21 protein-coding genes are annotated in these 24,627 nt (G+C 53.7%); 13 read left to right on the top strand and 8 right to left on the bottom strand.

Annotated features, from left to right (window positions below; all coding sequences use genetic code 11):
- Window position 1 precedes the first annotated feature (1 nt).
- The 3 genes from mlaD to mlaF are packed head-to-tail and all read right to left on the bottom strand — an operon-like array spanning window position 2 to window position 2,145.
- Window positions 2–538, bottom strand: coding sequence for an outer membrane lipid asymmetry maintenance protein MlaD (gene mlaD / locus AC790_RS07340; RefSeq protein ID WP_007886634.1), 537 nt, complete (start codon window positions 536–538; stop codon window positions 2–4).
- 4 nt (window positions 539–542) lie between these two features.
- Complete coding sequence (gene mlaE / locus AC790_RS07335) at window positions 543–1,325, bottom strand: lipid asymmetry maintenance ABC transporter permease subunit MlaE (protein WP_007886633.1); 783 nt, start codon at window positions 1,323–1,325, stop codon at window positions 543–545.
- 4 nt (window positions 1,326–1,329) lie between these two features.
- Window positions 1,330–2,145 carry a phospholipid ABC transporter ATP-binding protein MlaF gene (gene mlaF, locus AC790_RS07330; protein WP_007886632.1) on the bottom strand — a complete coding sequence of 272 codons (816 nt, stop codon included), beginning with the start codon at window positions 2,143–2,145 and terminating at the stop codon, window positions 1,330–1,332.
- A 228-nt stretch (window positions 2,146–2,373) separates the two neighbouring features.
- On the opposite strand from mlaF, the gene AC790_RS07325 reads away from it, so the two are divergent.
- From AC790_RS07325 to npr, 11 genes are all read left to right on the top strand, one after another.
- Window positions 2,374–3,357 carry a calcium/sodium antiporter gene (locus AC790_RS07325; RefSeq protein ID WP_049851353.1) on the top strand — a complete coding sequence of 328 codons (984 nt, stop codon included), beginning with the start codon at window positions 2,374–2,376 and terminating at the stop codon, window positions 3,355–3,357.
- A gap of 12 nt (window positions 3,358–3,369) precedes the next feature.
- On the top strand, window positions 3,370–4,350 hold the full coding sequence (gene kdsD, locus AC790_RS07320) for an arabinose-5-phosphate isomerase KdsD (protein ID WP_049851352.1): 981 nt from the start codon (window positions 3,370–3,372) through the stop codon (window positions 4,348–4,350).
- Window positions 4,351–4,363: 13 nt separating this feature from the next.
- A complete protein-coding gene (gene kdsC / locus AC790_RS07315; protein WP_007886627.1) occupies window positions 4,364–4,930 on the top strand; it encodes a 3-deoxy-manno-octulosonate-8-phosphatase KdsC in 567 nt (188 codons plus the stop codon).
- Entirely contained in the window at window positions 4,927–5,505 is a 579-nt protein-coding gene (gene lptC, locus AC790_RS07310; protein ID WP_049851351.1) for an LPS export ABC transporter periplasmic protein LptC, read from the top strand. The genes kdsC and lptC overlap by 4 nt, the downstream gene beginning before the upstream one ends.
- Window positions 5,474–6,028, top strand: a complete 555-nt coding sequence (lptA, locus tag AC790_RS07305; protein WP_007886625.1) for a lipopolysaccharide ABC transporter substrate-binding protein LptA — start codon at window positions 5,474–5,476, stop codon at window positions 6,026–6,028. Before lptC ends, lptA begins: the two co-directional genes overlap by 32 nt.
- A gap of 5 nt (window positions 6,029–6,033) precedes the next feature.
- Window positions 6,034–6,759, top strand: coding sequence for an LPS export ABC transporter ATP-binding protein (lptB, locus tag AC790_RS07300; protein ID WP_007886624.1), 726 nt, complete (start codon window positions 6,034–6,036; stop codon window positions 6,757–6,759).
- Window positions 6,760–6,807: 48 nt separating this feature from the next.
- Window positions 6,808–8,247, top strand: a complete 1,440-nt coding sequence (rpoN, locus tag AC790_RS07295) for an RNA polymerase factor sigma-54 (RefSeq protein WP_007886620.1) — start codon at window positions 6,808–6,810, stop codon at window positions 8,245–8,247.
- Between the two features lie 21 nt (window positions 8,248–8,268).
- Window positions 8,269–8,556, top strand: coding sequence for a ribosome hibernation promoting factor (hpf, locus tag AC790_RS07290; RefSeq protein WP_007886619.1), 288 nt, complete (start codon window positions 8,269–8,271; stop codon window positions 8,554–8,556).
- A 160-nt stretch (window positions 8,557–8,716) separates the two neighbouring features.
- Window positions 8,717–9,199: a PTS IIA-like nitrogen regulatory protein PtsN gene (ptsN, locus tag AC790_RS07285; protein WP_175501705.1), complete on the top strand. Its 483-nt coding sequence runs from the start codon at window positions 8,717–8,719 to the stop codon at window positions 9,197–9,199.
- A 52-nt stretch (window positions 9,200–9,251) separates the two neighbouring features.
- Entirely contained in the window at window positions 9,252–10,106 is an 855-nt protein-coding gene (rapZ, locus tag AC790_RS07280; protein ID WP_049851350.1) for an RNase adapter RapZ, read from the top strand.
- Entirely contained in the window at window positions 10,103–10,375 is a 273-nt protein-coding gene (gene npr, locus AC790_RS07275) for a PTS phosphocarrier protein NPr (protein WP_007886615.1), read from the top strand. The genes rapZ and npr overlap by 4 nt, the downstream gene beginning before the upstream one ends.
- 5 nt (window positions 10,376–10,380) lie before the next feature.
- Here the strand turns inward: npr and mtgA are convergent, their stop codons facing one another.
- Together mtgA and arcB are read right to left on the bottom strand one after the other, a co-directional pair.
- On the bottom strand, window positions 10,381–11,103 hold the full coding sequence (gene mtgA / locus AC790_RS07270) for a monofunctional biosynthetic peptidoglycan transglycosylase (protein WP_049851349.1): 723 nt from the start codon (window positions 11,101–11,103) through the stop codon (window positions 10,381–10,383).
- Between the two features lie 877 nt (window positions 11,104–11,980).
- A complete protein-coding gene (gene arcB, locus AC790_RS07265; protein WP_007886612.1) occupies window positions 11,981–14,335 on the bottom strand; it encodes an aerobic respiration two-component sensor histidine kinase ArcB in 2,355 nt (784 codons plus the stop codon).
- A gap of 899 nt (window positions 14,336–15,234) precedes the next feature.
- Here arcB and AC790_RS07260 point away from each other — a divergent pair.
- Entirely contained in the window at window positions 15,235–20,766 is a 5,532-nt protein-coding gene (locus tag AC790_RS07260; RefSeq protein ID WP_049851348.1) for a glutamate synthase-related protein, read from the top strand.
- Window positions 20,767–20,955: 189 nt separating this feature from the next.
- Window positions 20,956–22,704 carry a sulfite reductase subunit alpha gene (locus AC790_RS07255; RefSeq protein ID WP_007886604.1) on the top strand — a complete coding sequence of 583 codons (1,749 nt, stop codon included), beginning with the start codon at window positions 20,956–20,958 and terminating at the stop codon, window positions 22,702–22,704.
- Window positions 22,705–22,766: 62 nt separating this feature from the next.
- Here AC790_RS07255 and sspB read toward each other — a convergent pair whose 3' ends face one another.
- The 3 genes from sspB to rpsI form a co-directional block, all read right to left on the bottom strand.
- Window positions 22,767–23,255 (bottom strand): ClpXP protease specificity-enhancing factor, encoded by a 489-nt coding sequence (gene sspB, locus AC790_RS07250; protein ID WP_049851347.1) that lies wholly within the window; start codon window positions 23,253–23,255, stop codon window positions 22,767–22,769.
- A 3-nt stretch (window positions 23,256–23,258) separates the two neighbouring features.
- Entirely contained in the window at window positions 23,259–23,900 is a 642-nt protein-coding gene (gene sspA, locus AC790_RS07245; protein WP_007886602.1) for a stringent starvation protein SspA, read from the bottom strand.
- Window positions 23,901–24,229: 329 nt separating this feature from the next.
- Window positions 24,230–24,622 carry a 30S ribosomal protein S9 gene (rpsI, locus tag AC790_RS07240; protein ID WP_007886600.1) on the bottom strand — a complete coding sequence of 131 codons (393 nt, stop codon included), beginning with the start codon at window positions 24,620–24,622 and terminating at the stop codon, window positions 24,230–24,232.
- Window positions 24,623–24,627: the final 5 nt, after the last annotated feature.

The raw sequence follows: 24,627 nt of genomic DNA, 5'->3' as shown, positions 1-24,627 counted from the left end.
GTTATTCCGTTGTTGCAGGTGTTGCTGGTGCGCTCTCCGCACCCTGGGATTTATCGTCGGGCTTGTTGTCACCGCTCTTATAGAGGAATTGACCAATTAGATCTTCCAGTACTAATGCCGACTTGGTATCGCGCAGAGTACCGCCATCTTTCAACATGGCCGAACCCAGTTCGGGATCGTCAAAACCTAAATTAAGCGCCAGGAACTGCTCGCCGAGCAGGCCTTGAGTACGAATCGCTAATGAGCTGGTGTCCGGAATTTTATTGGCATATTTATCGCTGATATCCATGGTCACACGCGGCGAAAGCGTCTTCTCATCCAATGAAATATCCGCTACCCGACCAATGAGCACACCGCCAATTTTTACCGGCGAGCTAACTTTTAATCCGCCGATATTATCGAAGGTGGCATACATCTTCCACGTCGGCTCGGTGCCGATGGTTTTGAGGTCGGCAACGCGCAGACCGAGGAATAACAGCGCTAACAGCGCAGCCAGCATGAAGACGCCTACCCAGATTTCGCTTTTCTTGCTTTGCATTGCATCAATTCCCAAACATCAGTGCTGTCAGCACAAAATCCAAACCGAGTACCGCCAGTGAAGCATGCACTACAGTACGCGTCGTCGCCCGACTAATCCCTTCCGAGGTCGGGATGGCATCATAGCCATTAAACAGCGCAATCCAGGTTACCGTGACGGCAAAGACCGCGCTTTTGATCATGCAGTTAACGACATCCGTGCGGAAATCCACTGCGTTTTGCATCGCCGACCAGAAGAAGCCGGGATCGATACCTTTCCAGCTCACCCCAACCAGCGCACCACCCGCAATACCCACCGCGGTAAAAATCAGCGCCAGCAACGGCATGCTGATGAAGCCAGCCCAGAAACGTGGAGAGACAACGCGACGCAGCGGATCCACCGCCATCATCTCCATACTGGAGAGCTGCTCAGTCGCTTTCATTAACCCAATTTCCGCCGTCAATGCGGAACCCGCACGGCCCGCGAACAGCAACGCCGTCACCACGGGCCCCAGTTCACGCAGCAGCGAAAGCGCGACTAACATGCCAAGGCTGGTTTCCGCATTGTAGGTGGTGAGCACAAGATAGCCCTGTAGGCCCAGCACCATGCCAATAAATAGCCCGGATACCACGATGATCAGCAACGATAACACGCCCACGCTATATAGCTGTTTTACCAGCAGCGGCGCATGTCGACGAAACGCCGGCTTACCCACCAGCGCATGAAATAGCATGAGGCCTGCGCGGCCAAAAGCGGCACAGGTATTAATCCCCTGACGTCCAAATGACGCTAGCGCCTGTAACAACATCAGTCTACGTTCTCCCTGAGCGGGTCAAGTCGCTGAGATAATCGCCAGCGGCAAAGCGGAACGGCACCGGACCATCCGCATGACCCTCGATAAACTGGCGCACGCGCGGATCAGGATTTTCCCGCAGTTCCGGCGCACTGCCTTGGGCAATGATTTTTTGTCCGGCAACAATATAGGCATGATCGGCAATGCTCAAGACCTCAGGCACATCGTGTGAAACCACAATGCATGTCAAACCTAATGCATGATTAAGCTCATCAATTAACTTAACCAGCACGCCCATGGTGATCGGATCCTGCCCCACAAAGGGTTCATCGAACATAATCAGTTCCGGCTCCAGCGCAATTGCGCGCGCCAGAGCGGCACGGCGCGCCATGCCGCCAGAAAGTTCTGCAGGCATCAGTTTAGCTGCCCCACGCAAACCCACCGCTTCCAGCTTCATTAGCACGGTGCTATGCAATAATTCCGGCGGTAACCGCGTATGTTCACGCAAAGGCCAGGCCACGTTTTCATACACGTTGAGATCGGTAAAAAGTGCACCTGACTGAAAAAGCATGCTCATTTTTTTGCGTGCTTCATACAATTTGGTGCGTGAGAGCGTCGGGATGTTCTGATCGCGGAACCAAATCTCACCTTTATCAGGCTGCAATTGTCCACCAATCAGACGCAACAGCGTGGTTTTACCAATACCTGACGGACCCATGATTGCCGTAACTTTACCGGCGGGTACGGTTAAAGATATGTCGTCGAAGATGGTACGATCTCCGCGCGTGAAACTGACGCCACGAACCTCAACCAGATTCGTTTGCTGCTGGATCATCTTTACCTCTTTTATGCGGATCGGGCGTTATCAAAGCTGTGGATGTTAGCCTGTTAACCTCGAATGCACGATAGTTTTACAGAAACTTACCCACTTGGTGTGGCGAAAACGGCCTTAAAATTTACTTTTGCCTCTCAGACAGTCAAAATCAGCGCCTATTACCGCACGCAGCATCTATTTACCTGTCGGACAAGGTTCGCCGACACCTCCATCCATCAAGGATTTTTAATGTTCGTAGCCTCTGCCTTGCTGTTTATCGGATTGATTTTACTGGTTTACGGTGCTGACCGTCTGGTATTCAGTGCCGCGATCCTTTGTCGATCCTTTGGCATCCCACCGCTGATTATTGGCATGACGGTGGTGAGCATTGGCACATCATTACCGGAATTGATTATTTCGTTTTCGGCCGCACAGCACGGACAGATGGATTTAGCGGTTGGCACTGCGCTGGGTTCCAACATCACCAATATACTTTTAATTCTGGGTGGCGCGGCGCTGCTGCACCCATTGACAGTACACTCCAATCTGATTCGGCGCGAACTGCCATTAATGCTGCTCGTCTCGCTGCTCAGCGGCATCATGCTGTTTGATAATCATCTCAGTCGTCTCGACGGCGTCGCGCTGCTGTTGATTGCGCTGGGTTATCTGTTGGTGGCGATCCGCATCGCCCGCCGTGCTGAACGTGATAATAACGACACTCTCACCCGCGAACAGCTGGCCGAACTGCCGCGCGATGAAGCAGGCAATACCGTGGCTTTTCTTTGGCTGGCGGTCGCACTGATTATTCTGCCGATGTCGACACGCATGGTAATCGACAACGCCACCGTCTTTGCCGACTACTTCGGTGTGAGCGAACTGGTGATGGGCTTGACGTTGATTGCCGTTGGCACCAGCTTGCCTGAATTGGCGACCGTCGTGGCAGGCGCGCTAAAAGGTGAAGACGATATCGCCATCGGCAACCTGATCGGCGCCAATATCTTCAATCTGGCGATTGTGCTCGGCCTGCCGGCACTGATTCATCCCGGCAGCATTGATGCGCATGCCTTTGCGCGTGATTACTGGGTGATGCTGGCAGTTAGCGTGCTGTTCGCCCTGCTCTGTCTGCTGCGCAAGCGCCGCATTGGTCGTATCGCAGGCACGCTATTATTAGGTGGATTTGTCGCGTGGGTGCTGTGGTTGTGGTTCAGCCCCATGCTTATCACAAGCTATTAAGGACGGACTGGCATGTCATATCAGCAACCGGATTTCGATTTTCAGCGAGCGGGAAAAGCGGTGCTGCGCATCGAACGCGAAGGGCTGGAGCAGCTTGATCAATATATCAATGATGATTTCGATCGCGCCTGCGCGATGATCTTCGCCTGCCGCGGCAAAGTGGTGGTGATGGGCATGGGTAAATCCGGGCATATCGGTAAAAAAATGGCCGCGACCTTTGCCAGTACCGGTACGCCTTCATTCTTTGTTCATCCCGGCGAAGCCAGCCATGGCGATCTCGGCATGGTGAGCACTAACGATGTGGTCATTGCGATTTCCAACAGCGGTGAATCCGGTGAAATTTTGGCGCTGATACCGGTATTAAAGCGCCAGAAGGTGCAACTTATTTGCGTCACCGGTCGCCCGGATAGCGCAATGGGCCGCGCTGCAGATGTGCATCTGTGCGTAAAAGTACCGCAGGAAGCTTGTCCGCTTGGCCTGGCGCCGACCACCAGCACGACGGCAACGCTGGTGATGGGCGATGCGCTGGCCGTGGCGCTGCTGGAAGCACGCGGGTTTACCCAGGAAGACTTTGCGCTCTCGCATCCTGGCGGTGCGCTGGGCCGCAAACTGCTGCTGCACGTCAGCGATATTATGCACAGCGGCGATGAGATCCCGCACGTAAGCCGGGATGCATCCATGCGCGATGCCCTGCTGGAAATTACGCGTAAGAATCTCGGCCTGACGGTAATTGTTGATGACCTGATGAAAATCGAAGGCATTTTTACCGATGGTGACTTACGTCGCGTGTTCGATATGGGCATCAATTTCCAGACGGCCAGCATTCAGGATGTCATGACCAGCGGCGGCATTCGCGTACGCCCTAATATGCTAGCGGTCGACGCCCTTAATCTGATGCAAAACAAAAACATCACCGCCCTGCTGGTGGCCGATGACGATCGCCTGCTCGGTGTGGTACATATGCATGACATGCTGCGCGCTGGCGTGGTCTGAACAGGAAGAGATAATGAGTGCTGAAACGGCGATGGTTGAGACCTGCTACGGTCCGGTGAGCGCAGAGGTGATGGCGCGTGCCGCGCAGATTCGCCTGCTGATTTGTGATGTCGATGGCGTCATGTCCGATGGTGTGATTTATATGGGTAACAGCGGTGAAGAGCTGAAAGCGTTTAACGTGCGCGATGGTTATGGCGTGCGTTGCCTGCTGACCTCCGGCGTTGAAGTGGCTATTATTACCGGCCGCAAAGCAAAACTGCTGGAAGATCGCTGCAAGACGCTCGGCATTACGCATCTTTACCAGGGACAATCAGATAAGCTTTTGGCCTGGCGTGAACTCCTGGATAAACTGTCATTAACGGCCGAGCAGGTGGCGTACATTGGCGATGACCTGATCGACTGGCCGGTAATGGCGCAGGCGGGGTTAAGTGTTGCCGTTGCCGATGCTCACCCGGTTTTACTGCCGCGCGCGCATTATGTTACCCGCATTGCCGGCGGACGCGGTGCAGTACGTGAGTTGTGCGATCTGATTTTGATCGCGCAGAACAAATTTGAGGATGCCAAAGGGCAATCAATATGAGTAAGAGCAGGCGTTGGATGACGCTGATTTTAGCCTTGATCGCCTTGGTGCTGATCGGCTGGAATCTCACCAACCAGGATGACGACAAAACGCCGGTGGCGACCAACGATCAAGAGCCAACTTACACCAGCGAGAAATCCAATACGGTGGTGTATAACCCTACGGGTGCGCTGGGCTATAAGCTTGTCTCGGATAAAGTGACCTACTTTTCAGCCGATGAGGTAAGTTGGTTTGATCATCCGGTGATGACCACGTATGACGAAAATAAAGTGCCGACGTGGTCGGTGCGTGCCGATAAGGCAAAGCTGACTAAAGATCGTATGCTTTATCTGTATGGCAACGTTGTCGTCAATACGTTGACTCAGGATTCACAGCTTGAGCGCATCCTTACCGATAATGCTCAGGTAAATTTGGTCACCCAGGACGTGACGTCTGACGATCAAGTCACCCTTTTTGGCCGCAGTTTTAATTCCACTGGCATGAAAATGCGCGGCAATTTACGGACGAAACATGCTGAGCTGCTTGAAAAGGTCAAAACTTCCTATGAAATTCAAAATGAACAAAAACAGCCTTAAGTTATTGCTGGTGAGTACCCTGCTGGCAACCAGTTTGCCCGCGCTGGCGTTAACTGGCGACTCAGACAAGCCCGTTAATATTGACTCGGTCAATCAGGCGCTGGACCTGCAAGGCAACGTCGCGACCTTTACCGGCAACGTGATTGTGACCCAGGGTTCAATCAAGATTACCGCCGATAAAGTGGTGGTAACACGTCCTGGTGGCGACAGTAAAAAAACTATCGTTGATGCCTACGGTAATCCAGCCACCTTCTATCAAATGCAGGATAACGGTAAGCCGGTGCAAGGCCATGCCAGTAAGCTGCACTATGAGTTGGCGAACGATTTCGTTGAGCTGACGGGAAATGCCTTTATTCAGCAGCAGGACAGCAATATTAAAGGCGACCGCATCACATACCTGGTGAAAGAGCAGAAGATGCAGGCTTTCAGCCAGGGTGAGAGCAAGCGCGTGACCACCGTTCTGGTACCGTCGCAGCTGCAGGATAAAAACGGTTCCTCCGCGAGCCCTAAAAAGAGTAACTGATTGCTATGGCCACACTAATCGCTGAGAACCTGGCGAAAGCCTACAAAGGCCGCCGCGTGGTGGAAGATGTTAGCCTGCAGGTAAAATCCGGTGAGATTGTCGGCCTGCTGGGCCCCAACGGTGCGGGTAAAACCACCACGTTTTACATGGTAGTTGGTATTGTGCCGCGCGATGCGGGGCGTATCGTGATTGATGATGAAGATATCAGCATTCTGCCGCTGCACGCCCGCGCACGTCGCGGCATCGGCTATCTGCCACAGGAAGCCTCGATTTTCCGCCGCCTGAGCGTGTACGACAACCTGATGGCTGTACTGCAAATTCGTGATGACTTAACGGAAGAGCAGCGTCAGGATCGTGCCAACGAGCTAATGGAAGAGTTTCATATTGCACATTTGCGCGACAGCATGGGCCAGGCGCTGTCAGGTGGTGAGCGTCGTCGTGTGGAAATTGCTCGTGCACTGGCAGCGAATCCGAAATTTATTCTACTGGATGAACCTTTTGCCGGCGTTGACCCCATTTCGGTTATCGACATCAAAAAAATCATCGAGCATTTACGCGACAGTGGCCTTGGCGTGTTGATTACCGACCACAATGTGCGTGAAACCCTCGCAGTCTGTGAACGCGCTTATATCGTCAGCCAGGGACATTTGATTGCCCATGGCACGCCTGATGAAATTCTTGTAGATGAGCAGGTTAAGCGTGTTTATTTGGGCGAAGAGTTCAGACTCTGATAAGGTGTTGTAACACCCTACGTTTGCTTAGGAAATTCTAACCGAATTATGAAGCAAGGTTTGCAACTCAGGCTCAGCCAACAGCTGGCGATGACACCACAGTTGCAGCAAGCAATTCGCTTGCTGCAACTCTCTACGCTTGAACTCCAGCAAGAACTCCAACTGGCGCTGGAAAGCAATCCGCTGCTTGAACAAACCGATCTGCATGAAGAAGTCGACGCACGCGAATTTCAGGATCAGGAAAGCGATTCGTTAGACACGCGCGAAGCACTTGAACAGAAGGATATGCCTGAGGAGCTGCCGCTCGACGCGACCTGGGATGAAATTTATACCGCTGGCACCCCTTCCGGCACAGGTACCGATTATCAGGACGACGAACTGCCGGTCTATCAGGGTGAAACGACTCAATCGCTGCAGGATTACCTGATGTGGCAGGTTGAGTTGACGCCTTTCACCGATACCGATCGCGCCATTGCCACCTCCATTGTCGATGCCATTGACGACACCGGCTATCTCACCGTCAGCTTACAAGACATTTATGACAGTATTGGCGATGAAGAGCTGACGCTGGAAGAAGTCGAAGCCGTGCTAAAACGCGTACAACGTTTCGATCCGGTGGGCGTAGGTGCGCGCGATTTACGTGATTGCCTGTTAGTTCAGCTATCGCAATATTCCGCCGCAACACCCATGCTGACGGAAGCTCGCTTGATTGTTAGCGAACATCTCGATTTACTGGCCAATCACGACTTCCGCAGCCTGATGCGCGTCACGCGTCTTAAGGAAGAGGTGCTAAAGGACGCGATGCTGCTGATTCAGTCGCTCGATCCGCGTCCAGGCCAGTCGATCAATACCAGCGAGCCGGAATATGTGATTCCCGATGTGCTGGTGCGTAAAGTCAGCAAACGCTGGACGGTTGAACTCAATTCCGACAGCATGCCGCGCCTGAAGATCAATCAGCAATACGCTGCGATGGGCGGTGCCGGACGTAATGACAGTGACAATCAGTTTATTCGCAGCAACTTACAGGAAGCCAAGTGGCTGATTAAGAGCCTGGAGAGCCGCAACGACACGCTGCTGAAGGTGACACGCTGTATCGTTGAACAGCAGCAGGCGTTTTTTGAGCAGGGTGAGGAGCACATGCGTCCGATGGTACTGGCGGATATCGCTCAGGCCGTTGATATGCATGAATCCACCATTTCCCGCGTCACCACGCAGAAGTATTTACACAGCCCGCGTGGCATCTTTGAATTGAAGTATTTTTTCTCCAGTCATGTCAACACCGAAGGCGGCGGCGAAGCCTCTTCCACGGCGATTCGTGCACTGGTGAAAAAATTGATCTCTGCGGAAAATCCCGCAAAACCCTTGAGCGACAGCAAACTGACCTCCATGTTATCCGATCAGGGCATCATGGTAGCGCGACGTACGGTTGCTAAATATCGCGAGTCTTTATCTATACCGCCATCAAACCAGCGTAAGCAATTGGTTTGACCGAACGAAGAAGGAAGACCTATGCAGCTAAACCTTACCGGACATAATGTTGAAATTACCGAACCTCTGCGTGAATTTGTAAATAGCAAATTTGCCAAACTGGAACACTATTTTGATCGTATCAATCAGGTTTATATTGTTCTAAAAGTAGAGAAGGTAACGCAGATTGCGGATGCAACACTGCACGTCAACGGCGGGGAGCTGCACGCCACATCGGAAGCGGAAGATATGTACGCGGCCATCGACGGGTTAATTGATAAACTCTCCCGTCAGCTGACCAAACATAAAGACAAACTGAAAAAACACTAACCTTCACGCTTGCAGAGTGCTGACTGATTCGGCACTTAGAGCCAGGATGGGGCGGATTTAACCGCCCCGTTTTGTCATCTGCGCAAGCGCCAACGGGCGCAGGGCAATGAAACCCATTGTCTGCTCCTCGCGGCTATGTGAACTCGCAAGTGAAACGATGATGAACAACGATCTAACACTGGAATTGAGCTCGGTCCTTTCCCTGGACTGTACCCGTAGCGGCGTACACTGCCAGAGTAAAAAACGCGCGCTGGAAATTATCAGCGAGCTGGCAGCGAAGCAGCTCAATCTGCCGCACCAGACGCTTTTCGAAGCAATCCTCACCCGCGAACGTATGGGCAGTACCGGCATTGGCAACGGCATCGCCATTCCACACGGCAAGCTGGAGGAGGACACGTTACGCGCTGTAGGCGTATTTATCAGCCTTGATCAGCCTATCGCTTTTGATGCGGTTGATAACCAGCCGGTTGATCTCCTGTTTGCTCTGCTGGTGCCTGCGGACCAGTGCAAAACCCACTTGCATACGCTTTCGCTTGTCGCCAAGCGTCTGGCGGATAAAACCGTCTGCCGTCGTTTACGCGCGGCACAAAGCGACGAAGAGCTCTACGCCATTATCACAGAAGCTCAGGAAGCACACTCTTAAGCGACAAAAACTTTTACCGGCGTCTTCGCCGGTTTAAAACGGGAGAAATGTGATGGTGCTGATGATCGTTAGCGGTCGTTCAGGCTCAGGAAAGTCAGTTGCGCTGCGTGCCCTTGAGGACATGGGTTTTTACTGTGTTGATAACCTGCCGGTCGTGCTGTTGCCAGAGTTGGCGAATACCTTAACTGAACGCAACATCTCTGCGGCGGTTAGCATTGACGTGCGTAACATGCCTGAATCGCCGGAAGTGTTCGAAGCCGCGCTCAATAATTTGCCCGACACCTTCTCGCCACAGCTACTTTTTCTTGATGCCGATCGCAATACACTGATCCGTCGCTACAGCGATACACGTCGCTTGCATCCGCTTTCGAGCAAAAATTTGTCGCTGGAAAGCGCCATTGATGAAGAGAACGATCTGCTGGAGCCACTGCGATCGCGTGCGGACCTGATCATTGATACATCAGAAATGTCAGTCCATGAGCTGGCAGAAATGCTGCGCACGCGCCTGCTAGGCAAACGTGAGCGTGAGCTGACCATGGTGTTTGAGTCGTTCGGCTTTAAGCACGGCATTCCGATCGACGCCGATTATGTTTTCGACGTGCGCTTCCTGCCGAACCCACACTGGGATCCCAAACTGCGTCCGATGACCGGTCTGGATCGTCCAGTAGCGGCGTTTCTTGATCGTCACACTGAAGTGCATAATTTCATCTATCAAACGCGCAGCTATCTGGAACTGTGGCTGCCGATGCTGGAAACCAATAATCGTAGCTATCTGACCGTCGCCATTGGTTGTACCGGCGGGAAGCATCGCTCAGTGTATATCGCTGAACAATTGGCAGATTATTTCCGCTCACGCGGCAAAAACGTGCAGTCTCGTCATCGCACTCTGGAAAAACGTAAATCATGAGCGTGAAGCAAACCGTTGAGATTCGAAACAAACTGGGCATGCACGCGCGCCCGGCAATGAAGCTGTTTGAGCTGGTGCAGAGCTTTGATGCGGAAGTGCTGTTGCGCAATGAGTCCGGCACTGAAGCCGAAGCCAGCAGCGTGATTGCGCTGCTGATGCTCGATTCAGCCAAAGGCGGCCATATTGAAATCGAAGCCAGTGGTCCGCAGGAAGTGCAGGCACTGGCAGCGGTTATTGAACTGTTTGAAGCGGGCTTCGACGAAGACTGAACGTTTTAGTGCAGCTTGTAACGATTCAGGAAGCCCTCTCCGCCCAACTGCCGCATCTGACGCATAATCCATTGCTGACGCTGGCGAGTGTAGCCTGAGGGCGCATCGGCGCGGAAACGGATCGGATTGGGCAATACCGCCGCTAATAACGCCGCTTCCGACATCGTCAGGCGGCTGGCGGGTTTATGGAAGTAGCGCTGGGAAGCCTCTTCGACTCCAAACACGCCGTCGCCGAATTCAGCAATATTCAGATAAACCGTCAGGATACGACGCTTAGTCCAGACGGTTTCAATTCCCACCGTTAACCCCGCTTCCAGCCCTTTGCGCATCCAGCTACGCCCATCCCAGAGAAACAGATTTTTCGCCGTCTGCTGTGACAAAGTTGATGCGCCGCGCATGCGCTCTTTACCCTCGTTATCCAGCACTGACTGGATGGCATCGACGTCAAAACCCCAATGCTCAGGAAACTTTTGATCTTCCGAAGCAATCACTGCCAGGGCCATCCACGGTGAAATCTCATCCATGCCGACCCAATCCGAGTGCGCCACATAATCAAAGCGCCCATTGAACCAGGCACCAATCTGCCGCTCGACCATCACCGCGGAGAACGGCACAGGTATAAACGCAAACAACAAAATGCCCGCTAGCCAGATGCCAAGCCAGGCGAGCAGTACTTTTGCAATCAGCAGTTTAATTCGTTTTCCCAGCGTCCCTTTACTCTTACTCATGCAATTTTCTCTTACCTGTTCCCTGTATTAATCAATCACCCAAGTCATGATAGCGAACACTCGCGTCTCACCACCAAAATTTATCCACATACACCCAATGCCATGAGGGTTAATTGTTGCCTACGCAATCAACGTTCCTCTATTAGAGCCAATCACATCAAGCACTTCCATTAAAAAGGAATCGGTTCCATCGCGTTACCCCGGGCAGGCGCTGCAGGCTTGCACACTTAACTAAATGTGATATCGCTCACGTAAAATCTTTCACAAAGCTTAACTATAATTTTTAGTAGTGTTCGAAGATGCTCATTGTTGAGCAAGACCATTCTGAAAAACACCGCTGAATTGGTGCCATCCTGTGCACATTCTGGCGCAGTATTGGTAAAGCGATTTATCGCACGTTTGGTTTACATAATTCATTAAACTGGAAACTGGAACTTTCTGCTGATGGTTTCCAAAACGTTTTGGATAACCCAGCGGGAAATGGAAATTTACTATTTAATATCAGCACGTTAATCTTACTTAACTTCAATTTTTCACCCGATTGAGTTTTTCGCCGCATCTGCCGGCCTTTTCCTGCTGTCGAGTGAAGCAAAACCAGGCAAAAAACAGATTAATTGGTCAAAAAAGGTGCAATATGGCAAAGAAATTAATTCCTTGCTTGACTGTGTCAGCAAATTAATGTTTTCTGTATTTAATCGCTGCTCAACATCACACAATTTAATGAATCTTGTCGCAAGCATTGGCGAATTTGTTAAGGTGATTTTGAAGCGTTAACCAATACCAAACTGTTGCTTTTTTATTCGACCTCTAATAATAGCAGCAGTACCGATTTCCCTGGTGTTGGCGCAGTATTCGCGCACCCCAGTTTCGACTGGGGTCATTTTTTTCTAACGTCCTGTACTTTTTCCCGCTCCGCAACCCACTCACGTAACACGTTCACGTCCTGCAGCCACTCCTGTTTTAGCTCGTCGATCCACTCCTGTACGTTGTCCCACCACGCTGGCAACTCCGGCGACTGAATCTGCTTCGCCAACTGTTGCAAATGCAGTAAACCAACCGAACCCGCCGCGCCTTTGATTTTGTGCCCTTCTTCCGCAATGCCTTTTTGGTCACGCGCCATCATGTTGGAATCCAGCACCTCGAGATAGCCCGGCATCATCTGCTCAAACATGGTGAGACTTTGCGTAATCAATCCTGGGCCAACCAGTTCAATGTATTGCTCCAGCATTGGCACATCTAACAGCATGCGTGATTGCTCGGCTGAGGACTCAATAACTAACGCCTCCTGTTCCGGCTGATAATCCCAGAACTTTTTGATCATCGCCGTCAACGCCGGTACGGCAAGCGGTTTGCTCAACACATCATCCATGCCTGCATCGAGATACTCTTTTTTGTCTTTCAGCACGTTTGCCGTCAGGGCCACCAGCGGCGGCAAGGATGTGCCAGCATGACGCTGATGAATGGCACGCGATACGTCGAGCCCGGTCATATCCGGCAGCTGGATGTCTAACAACACCAGATCGAACTCCTGCGGATCAAACATTGCCAGCGCGTCCGTACCGGTCATTGCGACTTCAACGCTGCAGCCGAGCTTCTCCAGAACCGAACGCGCCACAATGACGTTGAGTTCAATATCTTCCACTAGCAGTACGTGCAGCGCCGGCAAAGGCATGCTGTCATCCAGATTGTCGTCCTCAACCTCCTCAGCGACGCGTGGCGCGTTGATCTCGACGGTGAAGCAGGAACCCTGCCCCGCAACGCTACTCACGCTGATATCGCCGCCCATTGCCTGTGCCAGCCGACGCGATACCGCCAGACCAATACCGGTGCCCGTCGCCGGTTTGCCGCCATGCTGATCCTTCACCTGGTAATACATCGCGAAGATCTTATCCTGCTCTTCCTGCGGAATGCCCATGCCGGAATCCTGCACTTCAAAGTGCAGCGTTTCGTCCTGACGATAAGCAACACGCACCACGATTTCGCCCTGCTGGGTAAATTTCACCGCGTTGCCAATCAGGTTCCATAGAATCTGACGCAAGCGCGTGCCATCCGCCGAGATTTTATGCGGCAGCGGCAACTCTGGCGCCATGACAAACTTCAGTCCTTTGGGCTGCGCCAGTAGACCGGAGAGGTTTTCCAAATCGGCAAGGAAGCCGGTGAAATCCAGCGGCTGATTATCCAGCTGCACTTTGCGGCGTTCGATTTTGTCCACTTCGATGACATCATTGAAGATGTTGCCCAGCGTGATGGCCGAAACATGAATGGTTTTGAGGTACTTGAGCTGCTCCTGATTGAGATCGGTATCCAGCAGGATGCGGCTCAGCCCAACGATGCCATTAAGCGGCGTACGCAGCTCGTGGCTAATCGTAGAGATAAAGGTGGTCTTCTCGCGGCTGGCATTCTCCAGCGCGTCCTGATAGCGCTTACGCTCGGTAATATCGCGACCAAAGCCCATCAGGCCACTGCGTTTTCCCACGCGGTCGTAATAGGGCACTTTACGGATCTCGAAGCAGGCTTTGCGCCCATCGGGATATTCCAGCCACTGTTCGTACGTCAGCGACACATTGTGACGGAACACCTTCTCATCGGTTTCCAGCACTTTGGTAGCGGCTTCATCATCGTAAATATCGCGCGGCGTCAGACCGATCAGCTGCTTTTCGCTCATGCCGGTTAAGAGTTCCATGGCGCGGTTACAGCCGGAGAACTGCTTATCAATATTGCGGTAGAACACCAGGTCCGGCGATGCATCCAGGAAGGAGCGCAGGAAGGAGGATTGCTGTTCCAGCTCGATTTGTGCCTGTTCGCGCCGCGCCATCTCTTCGCGCAGCTTGTCCATCACCTGCTCACGCGCTTGTTCGGCTTTAATACGGTCGTTAATTTCCTGATTCAGCTGGGTGATGGTCTCTTTCATCTGCTGATTCAACTCAAGATCGCGCGTGCGCATCTCTTCCAGCTTATCCACCAGTTTCGACAGGCGCTGGCGTGACTCCTCCAGTTGATCGACCACCACCGAAAGAAAATAGACTGCCCAGGGCGTTATCAACAGACCGAAGAAGATCGAACGCACCACGTCGATGCTCTCAACATGGCCGCGCAACACCATGGTGACCGCCATCTGTACCACCATCGCCAGTACCACCAGCGCCGATGCCAATAGCAGTGAAAAGCGCACCAGGCCGAGTTTGACCATCAAATCAACGTAATACTGCGCTAAAAGACGAATCTGTTTCATAACGAGCTCCCTGAACGAAATCTGGCTCATGATAGCGTATTTATCGCCGCGCCGCGCCGCTTCGCCTTGCCATATCGCGCGGGTTATGCCCTGTAATGGTGCACCACAGCGGCATTTCGCCGACGTTCCCTTCTATATGCGCAAAGCGCTTGACTAATTCTGCCAACTGAATAATCTGGAGGGCCGCGCTTTTGCGGGCCTTTTCTCAACATCCTGTGCTAATCAGCACTCTGGCAGCCATTCGTCGTAATGGTTGCGCGCCTTTATTGCATACCCATTCAACTTAAATGATTTTTTAATCACGCGCCGCATGATTAATTTTACTAATGGCAGCCCCATTTTGATTCAAATATGACGCCATAAGAAAAACAGATACATGCTGTGTGTGAACCCCCCTCAGCAGAATTAAATGCTGTTATAAGCATACCTTCCAGCATTGTTTAGATATCAGAGGGCTGGGTCACAGTGAGACGGCTCACACTTCCTGGGGGAATGCGCAGCGGGAGATTGACATATATTTACGCAATAAACTCTTTTTAATCATTTAGTTAAGAGACATAAAAGCCAATTACCCTCAACAAAGCTGGCTATTTGACCTGAGTTCGCTTTCCCGATAAGTTGGAATTCCACTGGGAGCTTTCCTCGTGGGCCTGTGTCTCGGCATATCTATGCAGCAAGAAGACTCCCTCTAGATGCAAGCTATCTCCCGAAAGAGACCGGATTAAAGAGCAGCTCATTAAGGACGTGACAACAGTGTCTGGAGAGCCCTTGCTCGGTGTTGCGACGCCTGCTCTTTATGAGCGGCACAAGAATTGATACCGCCACGTTGTCTGACTCAGTAACGCGGCAGTACGCGAAATAATGCAGGTAATGTCAAAAGAAGTTTAAGGAGACTCTCAATGTCCACGCAAAAACCGAATCCCTATGGTTTGTATGATCCATCAGCCGGAAGTGACAGCTGTGGAGTAGGTTTCATTACCCGTAAGGACGGCGAGCAGACCCATGAGATCCTGCAGATGGCCCATAGCGCGCTTTGCACGGTCCCGCACCGTGGCGGCATGTCTGCCGAAGGCGTGGGCGATGGCGCGGGTGTTAACGTCGATCTCTCCCTGAACTTCTTCCGTAAGGTTACGGGCATGGCGCTGGAAGCCGGTCGGTTTGGCGTGGGTAACTTCTTTGTGCCTAAAGACGCTGAACTGCGAGCCAATGCTGAGCGTCTGGTAGAAGAAACGCTGGCGGCACACAACTTCCCGGTATTAGTGAAACGCGATATGCCGCTCGACGGCAGCGTAACACGACCGGCCGCCCTGCCATTCCAGCTGCCAATTGTGCAGTGGGTGTTTGCTGCGCCGCAGGAAGTGACTGAACAACTGGAGTTCGAACGCCAGATTTATCGCGCGCTGCTGGATATCGAAGCGCGTGCTTTTACCGAAAGCGAATTCGGCGGTCTGTATCCGCTGTCGCTCTCCTCGCGCACGCAGGTGTTTAAAGCCCGCCTGAACTCCAACGAAGTGATTCCGTACTTCAAAGATTTAACCGATGCGGACCATCAGGTGCGCGGGCTGTTCTTCCATACCCGCTTCTCCACCAACACCGATCCGCATACCACCATGGCTCAGCCGTTCCGCCTGATGGCGCACAACGGCGAGCTGAACACCGATCGTAAAAACCGCATCGCCGAAGCGGCACTGATGCTGGCGCGCGGTAAGAAAATTGTCCGTCCTAAAGGTCAGTCCGACAGCTCGCGTCTGGACCAAAGCATCCACAGCCGTTTGATGGAAGATAATCTCGACCTGATCACCGCGGTGGTGTCCATGATGCCTCCGGCCTGGGAGAACGATACCTCGCTCTCTAATGAAGTACGCGCCATGCTCGAGTACTTCTCATTATATGAAGAGAAGAACGATGGCCCTGCCGCGCTAATCTTTGGTAACGGAGAAGTGATTGGCGCCCGTCTGGACCGCCTTGGCCTGCGTCCGCTGCGTTCCGTTGAAACGGCGGAGTATATCGGTGCCATGTCTGAAGCGGGCCAGATCGCCTTCCCACCAGAAAGCGTGCTGCGTCGTGGCCGTATCGAAGCCGGCGGCATGCTTTATTACGATCACCAAGAGAAGCGCTCTTACACCACCGTGGAAGCGCTGGAAAAACTGGCAGCAGAGAAGGATTACCTCTCCCTGCTGAGCAAAGCACGCGTCGATCTGGAAGATCTGCCAGAAATCCAGGCTGAACAGTTAGGTTCTCCGCTGCGTTATCGTGGTGACCTGCAAACCTATCAGCGTTTTGTCGCTTACTACTACAACCAGGAAAGCTTCAAATTCATGATGGACCCGATGCTGCAAACCGGCGCTGAGAAGATCTCAGCGATGGGTTACGGCAACGCCATCAACGGCCTGTCCGACCATGAAGGCGGCATGGCGCACTACTTCTCGCAACGCTTTGCGCAGGTGACTAACCCGCCGCTCGACTCCATCCGTGAAGCGGACGGCATGACGCTGCGTGTTGCCCTCGGCGCTAAGCCGCACCTTGGCCGCAGCAAGGGCCAGCAGATCATTGTGCCAACACCGATTCTGACGCACCTCGACATGCTGCGCCTGCGCGAGCAAACCGTCGCTCCTTACGCGCGCTTCGAGATGCTGTATGAGCCGGTAGTCGGTAAAGATATCGTCAGCCGTGCAGCCAACGCCAACGCGCTGGAAAAAGCCATCGATGACTTAGCGCAGCAGGTGGTGGATTTCGCACGCCAGCAAGGCGGCATCGCCGTGATTACCGACCGCCACATCTCCTCAACCCATGCAGCGATCCCGATGCTGTTGATGGTGTCGGCGATCAACCAGCGTCTGGTGCAGGAAGGTTTGCGTCTGGATGTTTCGCTGGTAGTAGAAAGCGGTCAGAGCATCTCTTCACACCATATCGCCGCCACGCTGGGCTTCGGTGCTTCTGCCGTTTACCCACTCGGCGTGCAGATGCGTGCGGAAGAGAAGTTCGGTGAAGGTGTAGAGGGCAATAAAGCGTTTAAACGCTATGCCAAAGCCGCTGAAAAAGCGCTGATGAAAACCATGGGCAAAGTGGGCCTGTGTACGGTTGAGAGCTACAGCTGCGGCGAGTTCTTCGAGCCGAATTTCCTCGATACTGAAGATCCGGTATTGAAGAAATACTTCCCGAATATCAAAACGCCGGTCGGCGGCGCAGGCTTCCCGGCTATCGCCCAGATGGCGGTTGATTGGCATCAGAGTTCGTTAAAAATTCAGGGCGAAGCGGAAGTCCCGCTGCTCGGCCTATTCAAAGAGCGCGCAGAAGGTGCTGGCCACTCGTACGGCACCATTGCGGTACGTACCTTCATTGATATGACGGAACAACCGATTCGCTTTGCTAACAAAGAGCGCGAAGAGGACAACTTTATTCGTTTGATGACGCTGGCCAAGCTGGATAACGCTTTCAATATCAAAGCGGAAGCCTTTAAAGACAGCAGCTTCGAGCGCATCCCAAATGATGTGATCGACACCTTTGCCATCACACCAGATTACCGTCAGTTCTCCGGCCTGATGCACGCTGAACGTAAACGTCGTCCTGCGGCGCTGCGTGACATCCTCGCGCTGCCATGCGATTTAACGCACGTGGATAGCGAAGCCGAATTCGGTCGCAAGCTGGGCCGCTACTCGCTGGTCAACAACGGCTTCGCTACGCGTGGTCTGCAATGCGAAGCGGTGAACGGCAGCCTGAACCAGTTTGAGCTGCGCCTGATTGATGCGATTGCTGGCCTGAAGCCAGAGAATGAGCGTCTGGAAGCGCTGTCACGTGCACTGAAAACCCGCTTTATCGATGATATCGAAAGCAGCAATGTGGCTGATGGTGTATTGCACATCACCGCTTACGGCAAAGCTGCGGATTATCTGTCACTGATCTTCACCGCGCTGCCATCGCTGCCGCTGGAAGAGATTCAACCGGCACATGAAATCACCCGGACCTTTGCGTCGGGCGCGATGAGCCACGGTGCGCTGGTGGCGCCGGCGCACGAAGCGGTTGCACACGGCACTAACATGGTTGGCGGCATGAGTAACTGTGGTGAAGGTGGCGAGCACTATTCACGTCACGGCACCATCCGCGCGTCACGTATTAAACAGCTGGCATCAGGTCGCTTCGGCGTGTGGGCGGCTTATCTGGCTGACCCAATGCTGGAAGAGCTGGAGATCAAAATCGGTCAGGGCGCGAAGCCAGGTGAAGGCGGTCAGTTGCCAGCACCGAAAGTGACCGTTGAGATTGCGGCAGCGCGTGGCGGTACGCCGGGCGTTGAGCTGGTTTCACCGCCACCGCACCATGATACTTATTCGATCGAAGATTTGGCTCAGTTGATCCACGATTGCAAAGCCGCGCGCGTGCGCGTCATTGTAAAACTGGTTTCATCTGAAGGCATCGGCACCATCGCCGTCGGCGTGGCAAAAGCCGGCGCCGATGTGATTAACGTCGCGGGTAACACCGGCGGTACCGGTGCAGCATCGGTTACCAGCCTGAAATATACCGGCCGCGTGGCAGAAATCGGTATCGCCGAAGTACACCAGGCGCTATGTGCCAATGGCCTGCGCGACAAAGTACAGCTGCGCTGCTCCGGCGCGCAGCAGACCGGCAGCGATGTCATCAAATCTGCCCTGCTCGGTGGCGACAGCTTCGAATTCGGCACCACCGCTCTGATGATGCTGAAGTGCGTGATGGCGAAAAACTGTAACGTCAAATGCCCGGCCGGTTTAACCACTAACGCCGAAGCCTTTGATGGCGATCCACGTCAGCTGGCGCAGTACTTCATCAACGTGGCGCAAGAAGTGCGTGAGTTCCTTGCCCGCCTTGGTCTGCGTTCACTGCGTGAAGCGCGTGGCCGCTCGGATCTGCTGCACTTGATGGATCACCCGCTGGAAGTCGGCAAACTGGATCTGCGCGCGATGTTAACCGTGGTGCCAGAGCAGAAAATTGCTAAGCCGGTCTATCTGGAAAAAGACTTTGAGCTGGATGATGGCTGGGTCAACGAACTTAAAACCCAGCTGGTTGGCGAGGCAAGCCGTGAAGTCGCGCTGGGCGCCGGCATCACGCTGAACAACCGTAACAAGAGCGTGGGTGGCCAGTTGGCGATCGATATCGAACGCATGCTGAACCATGAACTCTCGAAAGAGCAACTGGCAGCATTGCCAGCGGTGCTGAAAGACGATCGCGGTCGTCACTATCTGGCGCCAGCCACCGTGCTGATCAACACCAGCGGTTCTGCCGGCCAGTCGTTCGGCGCATTCTGCAACGACGGCATGCAGATGAAACATTACGGCACCTGTAACGATGGCGTCGGTAAAGGCCAATGCGGCGGCGAGCTGGTGGTGATGTCACCGGGCGGCGGCGCACAGGATAGCGACGGCAACGTGCTGATCGGTAACTTCGCCCTGTTTGGTGCTACCGGTGGTCGTTTGTTTGTTCAGGGCCAGGCGGGTGACCGCTTCGCGGTGCGTAACTCTGGCGCAACCGCGGTAGTGGAAGGCGTCGGCGACTTCTGCTGCGAATACATGACCAACGGCGCCATCCTCAACCTTGGCACCTTCGGTAAAGGCTTCGGCAACGGCATGAGCGGCGGTTTCGCTTACCAGTACGACCCGTATGGATCGCTGGCGGCACACGCAGCGGGTGATTCAGTACTGTTTGGATCCATCGCCGATGAAGATGAAATGGCGCAGGTACATAAACAAGCGGTGCTGACCATGCTGAACTGGCATCTGGAAGCGACCCAATCCCCACGTGCCGCATGGCTGTTGGATAACTGGGAAACCGAGTGCCACCACTTTGTTTACGTGATGCCGCGTTCGCTGTTGCTGTATCAGGATGGCACCGAGATTCTGAAGGCCAAATCGCGCAAAGACCTGCTCGAGGAGCTGTCGACGTCGCTGGCTGCGCATCAGGTGGCGAAGTTCAAATCCGCCTGGCGTGACGGTAAAACCATTGCCAACGGCGCAGTACCGGCTTACGGCGCGACCGACACGCTGGAGATGTTTGTGCTGCTGAACAACTACACCGTTCTCAGCCTTGCGCAGCAGCTGGCGCTGGGCAAGCTGCCGAAAGGCACCGCGGTGGAGGATGCGGCAGTCGAGAAAGCGGTACGTAATCTGCTGATGACCGAAGATTTTACGCTGATTAGCAAGCTGCAACGTCACGCGCGCTCCGCGATTGAGAGCTACAGCGATGACGAGCTGGCCAGCCTGATCGCCGCGAAACGTATGGCCGATTACAAAGCGGCATTGACGCAACGTAACATTCGCTCCATGGATAGCCTGGCGACTTACGGCTGGATCATTTATCAGGATGCCTGCAACCGTGAAGTCCTTGGCCATCTCCCTGATTTTGAAGAGCTGTTTGCCCGTGCTGCATTGCCAGAAATCGCTGCTGCGGTCGGGAAACTTTCCTGATTACAGCACTACTGAACATGTGTAATTTAGACCCTCCCCTAAATAATTCGGGGTGCAGGAAGGCGGCAAACGAGGGCATCACGATGAGCTTACTCAAGTAAGTGATTCGGGTGAGCGAGAGCAGCCAACGCATCTGCAACTTGAAGTATGACGGGGAAAAAATTTTGAACAGGATTGAGTGCCTTACCGATGAAAATTCCTTACATTCCTGAAGATGCTCCGTTTAACGGTGAGCAGAAATACTGGCTGGCGGGCTTTCTCGCCGGTCTCCATTCGCGCCTGCTGGTATTAGAAGACAAGCAGAGCGCGCCGGCCGCAGGTGCCAATACGCAACTGCATATCCTGTTCGGTTCACAGACCGGTAATGCTGAAGCGCTGTCACAAACGGCTGCCAAAGCCGCTCGTGCCAAAGGTCTGGTGCCGGTGGTACAGGCGCTGGGTGAGGTGGATCTGGATGTGTTCGCCACTATGCGTCACGTGCTGATCGTTACCTCAACCTACGGCGAAGGCGAAATGCCGGATAACGCCCAGCTGTTTTGGCAGGCGATTTCAGCCAGCACCGCGCCACGTCTGGAGCAGATGCACTTTGCGGTCCTGGCAATTGGCGACACCGGCTACGACGGTTTCTGCCAGGCAGGTAAATTCATCGATATGCGTCTCGAGCAGCTCGGCGCGAAACGTGTTGCCGATCGTATCGACTGCGATATCGACTTTGAAGAGCCATCCAGCGAGTGGATCGGCACGGCAATGCCACAGTTTGCTGCCAGCGCTGGCAGCAGCGGTACCGCGCTGGAAAGTGCGCCAGAAGCGCCGGTGATTCCGGGCAGCAATAAGCAAAATCCCTATGCAGCTGCGCTGGCAACGAACAAGCGTCTCTCAGCAGAAGAGTCGGCAAAAGATATTCGCCACTTTGAATTCGATCTCAGCGACAGCGGTCTGAAATATGAAGCGGGCGACGCGCTGGGTGTGATCCCCGTGAATGACGCAGCGTTGGTGTCACTGCTGCTGGCCGAACTGAAAGCGGACTATGAGACGCCGGTGCCAGGCTTTGACCGTAACCTCGGCGATCTGCTGACGTATCAGTTCGAAATCTCTGAGCCATCACGCAAACTGATTGAGTGGGTTGGACAGCACACCACCAACCAGGAACTGCGTCACGTATTGCAGCACGACGATAAAGATACCCTTGCCGTTTGGCTGTGGGGCAAAGATACGCTGGATCTGCTGCAGCTTGAGCTGACGCGCAGCCTGTCAGTGCCGGAATTGGTTGCCATGCTGCGTCCATTGCAGCACCGCGCGTATTCCATCTCGTCGAGCTCGAAAGCGCACCCTAATCAGGTGCATCTGACCATCGCTTCCGTGCGCTATCACAGCGGCGGCCGCGAGCGTAAAGGCGTGTGTTCAACCTACCTGGCTGAACGTGTACGTCGTGGCGAAAAGCCAGCGATCTTCATTTCGCCTAACAAAGCGTTCCGCGTGCCAGCAAACGGCAATGCGCCGCTGATCATGGTTGGCCCGGGAACGGGTATCGCTCCGTTCCGCGCCTTCCTGCAGGAGCGCCAGGCAACCGGCGCTGAAGGCAAAAACTGGCTGTTCTTCGGTGACCAGCATCAGGCACATGATTATATCTATGAAGATGAGTTGCAGGCATGGCAGGAGAAAGGTCTGCTGACTAATCTGGATCTGGCCTTCTCGCGCGATCAGGAAGAGAAGATTTACGTGCAGAACCGCATGCTAGAGAAAGGCGCGGAGCTGTATGCCTGGCTACAGGATGGCGCCTACTTCTACGTATGTGGCGATGCCTCGCGTATGGCGAAAGATGTGGATGCTGCGCTGTATGAAGTGGTTCGCCAGTTCGGTGGCTTGTCCAGCGAACGTGCTGCGGCTTACATCGATCAGCTCAAGAAAGATAAACGCTATCTGCGCGACGTCTACTGAGACGCGCAGGCATAAAAAAACGGGCCAATCGGCCCGTTTTTTATTTCTCACTCTCAGACGTATTACTTCACTACACGTAGTGAAGGTCGTCCGCCACGCGGTGGCGGCTCATCATCTGGCGAGTGATCGTCGTCAGTCGCATCGTCCGGACGATCGCCATCAATCACAGACATCATCGTCTCTTCCTGACCGCCAGCTTCTTGTTCGTCCGTCGCCAGCTCATAGGCCGGTTCCGGTTCAAACATGGTACCAGCGCCGTTTTCACGGGCATAAATCGCCAGAACCGCAGCCATCGGCACAGAAACCTGACGCGGTACACCGCCGAAACGCGCATTAAAACGCACTTCATCATTGGCGAGGTCAAGATTGCCAACCGCACGCGGCGCGATGTTCAGAACGATCTGTCCATCACGCGCATACTCCAGCGGCACCTGCACACCAGGCAGATTGATGTCGACCACCAGGTGCGGCGTCAGCTGGTTATCAAGCAACCAGTCATAGAACGCACGCAGCAGATAGGGACGACGCGCCGTTAGTTGCGACATTTCCATACGTTAGCCCCGAGCTTGCAGGCGCATTTCACGTTCTGCTTCCGTCAGTGACGCAAGGAAAGAGTCACGCTCAAACACACGTGTCATGTAGCCTTTCAGCTCTTTAGAACCCGCGCCAGACAGATCAACACCCATCTGCGGCAGACGCCATAACAGCGGTGCCAGATAGCAATCCACCAGACTGAACTCTTCACTCATGAAGAACGGCGTGCGTGCGAACAGTGGCGCAATGGCCAGCAGCTCTTCACGCAGTTGCTTACGCGCTGCATCGGCTTCTGCACCGTTGGTAGTTTCGATGGTGCGCATCAGGCTATACCAATCCTGCTCGATGCGGTGCATCATCAGACGGCTTTCACCACGTGCCACCGGGTAAACCGGCATCAGCGGAGGATGCGGGAAACGCTCATCGAGGTATTCCATGATGATGCGTGATTCATACAGCGTCAGTTCACGGTCGACCAGCGTAGGTACGGTGCGATACGGGTTGAGGTCAATCAGATCCTGCGGCAGGTTATCCGTTTCAACCTGCTCGATCTCCACGCTGACGCCCTTCTCAGCCAGTACAATACGTACCTGATGGCTGAAAATGTCAGTCGGACCAGAAAACAGCGTCATTACCGAACGTTTGTTGGCAGCGACAGCCATGAAAACCTCCAAGTTTGTTCACAAAAAGATACTGCGAATAGCCAACCACGCGGCGACTCACCGGCTCATCAGATTCGCCTACCGTCAGCGTTAAAAGCATCGCCCGGTCTTCCGGACAGGAACGACAAGCACAACGCTGCGTCTCGCAGGCGCAAAGTGACAGTGAGTTTACCAGATTTTAAGCAGCTTGTGGGGCGGGCATGATGATTTGCGGGCAAAATGCGGGTAAAGCTCGCGTTTTTTGTGGGAAAAAATCATAAATACAGATAATAAAAAACCCGCCGAAGCGGGTTTTTTGAGCCAACTGCCGCTGCCGAAGCAGCAAACAATTAACGCTTGGAGAACTGTGGACGACGACGTGCTTTACGCAGGCCGACTTTCTTACGTTCAACTTCACGCGCATCACGGGTAACGAAGCCCGCTTTACGCAGTTCAGAACGCAGAGACTCGTCGTACTCCATCAGAGCGCGTGTGATACCGTGACGGATCGCACCAGCCTGACCAGAAATACCACCACCTTTAACGGTGATGTACAGGTCAAATTTACCAACCATATCAACCAGTTCCAGCGGCTGACGCACGACCATGCGTGCAGTCTCGCGACCGAAATACTGCTCCAAAGAGCGCTGGTTAATTACGATGTTACCGCTACCCGGCTTGATGAAGACGCGAGCGGCAGAGCTTTTGCGGCGACCAGTGCCGTAGTTTTGAGTTTCAGCCATTGCCT

The sequence above is a fragment of the Pantoea sp. RIT-PI-b genome, assembly GCF_001187905.1.
In the GTDB taxonomy this organism is placed as follows: domain Bacteria; phylum Pseudomonadota; class Gammaproteobacteria; order Enterobacterales; family Enterobacteriaceae; genus Pantoea; species Pantoea nemavictus.
This window is presented reverse-complemented; position numbering and strand designations above follow the sequence as displayed.

Excerpts from the sequence above, each read along its gene's own strand:
- mlaD (WP_007886634.1), bottom strand. The coding sequence starts at position 538 with ATGCAAAGCAAGAAAAGCGAAATCTGGGTAGGCGTCTTCATGCTGGCT.
- mlaE (WP_007886633.1), bottom strand. The coding sequence starts at position 1,325 with ATGTTGTTACAGGCGCTAGCGTCATTTGGACGTCAGGGGATTAATACC.
- mlaF (WP_007886632.1), bottom strand. The coding sequence starts at position 2,145 with ATGATCCAGCAGCAAACGAATCTGGTTGAGGTTCGTGGCGTCAGTTTC.
- AC790_RS07325 (WP_049851353.1), top strand. The coding sequence starts at position 2,374 with ATGTTCGTAGCCTCTGCCTTGCTGTTTATCGGATTGATTTTACTGGTT.
- kdsD (WP_049851352.1), top strand. The coding sequence starts at position 3,370 with ATGTCATATCAGCAACCGGATTTCGATTTTCAGCGAGCGGGAAAAGCG.
- kdsC (WP_007886627.1), top strand. The coding sequence starts at position 4,364 with ATGAGTGCTGAAACGGCGATGGTTGAGACCTGCTACGGTCCGGTGAGC.
- lptC (WP_049851351.1), top strand. The coding sequence starts at position 4,927 with ATGAGTAAGAGCAGGCGTTGGATGACGCTGATTTTAGCCTTGATCGCC.
- lptA (WP_007886625.1), top strand. The coding sequence starts at position 5,474 with ATGAAATTCAAAATGAACAAAAACAGCCTTAAGTTATTGCTGGTGAGT.
- lptB (WP_007886624.1), top strand. The coding sequence starts at position 6,034 with ATGGCCACACTAATCGCTGAGAACCTGGCGAAAGCCTACAAAGGCCGC.
- rpoN (WP_007886620.1), top strand. The coding sequence starts at position 6,808 with ATGAAGCAAGGTTTGCAACTCAGGCTCAGCCAACAGCTGGCGATGACA.
- hpf (WP_007886619.1), top strand. The coding sequence starts at position 8,269 with ATGCAGCTAAACCTTACCGGACATAATGTTGAAATTACCGAACCTCTG.
- ptsN (WP_175501705.1), top strand. The coding sequence starts at position 8,717 with ATGAACAACGATCTAACACTGGAATTGAGCTCGGTCCTTTCCCTGGAC.
- rapZ (WP_049851350.1), top strand. The coding sequence starts at position 9,252 with ATGGTGCTGATGATCGTTAGCGGTCGTTCAGGCTCAGGAAAGTCAGTT.
- npr (WP_007886615.1), top strand. The coding sequence starts at position 10,103 with ATGAGCGTGAAGCAAACCGTTGAGATTCGAAACAAACTGGGCATGCAC.
- mtgA (WP_049851349.1), bottom strand. The coding sequence starts at position 11,103 with ATGAGTAAGAGTAAAGGGACGCTGGGAAAACGAATTAAACTGCTGATT.
- arcB (WP_007886612.1), bottom strand. The coding sequence starts at position 14,335 with ATGAAACAGATTCGTCTTTTAGCGCAGTATTACGTTGATTTGATGGTC.
- AC790_RS07260 (WP_049851348.1), top strand. The coding sequence starts at position 15,235 with ATGTCCACGCAAAAACCGAATCCCTATGGTTTGTATGATCCATCAGCC.
- AC790_RS07255 (WP_007886604.1), top strand. The coding sequence starts at position 20,956 with ATGAAAATTCCTTACATTCCTGAAGATGCTCCGTTTAACGGTGAGCAG.
- sspB (WP_049851347.1), bottom strand. The coding sequence starts at position 23,255 with ATGGAAATGTCGCAACTAACGGCGCGTCGTCCCTATCTGCTGCGTGCG.
- sspA (WP_007886602.1), bottom strand. The coding sequence starts at position 23,900 with ATGGCTGTCGCTGCCAACAAACGTTCGGTAATGACGCTGTTTTCTGGT.
- rpsI (WP_007886600.1), bottom strand. The coding sequence starts at position 24,622 with ATGGCTGAAACTCAAAACTACGGCACTGGTCGCCGCAAAAGCTCTGCC.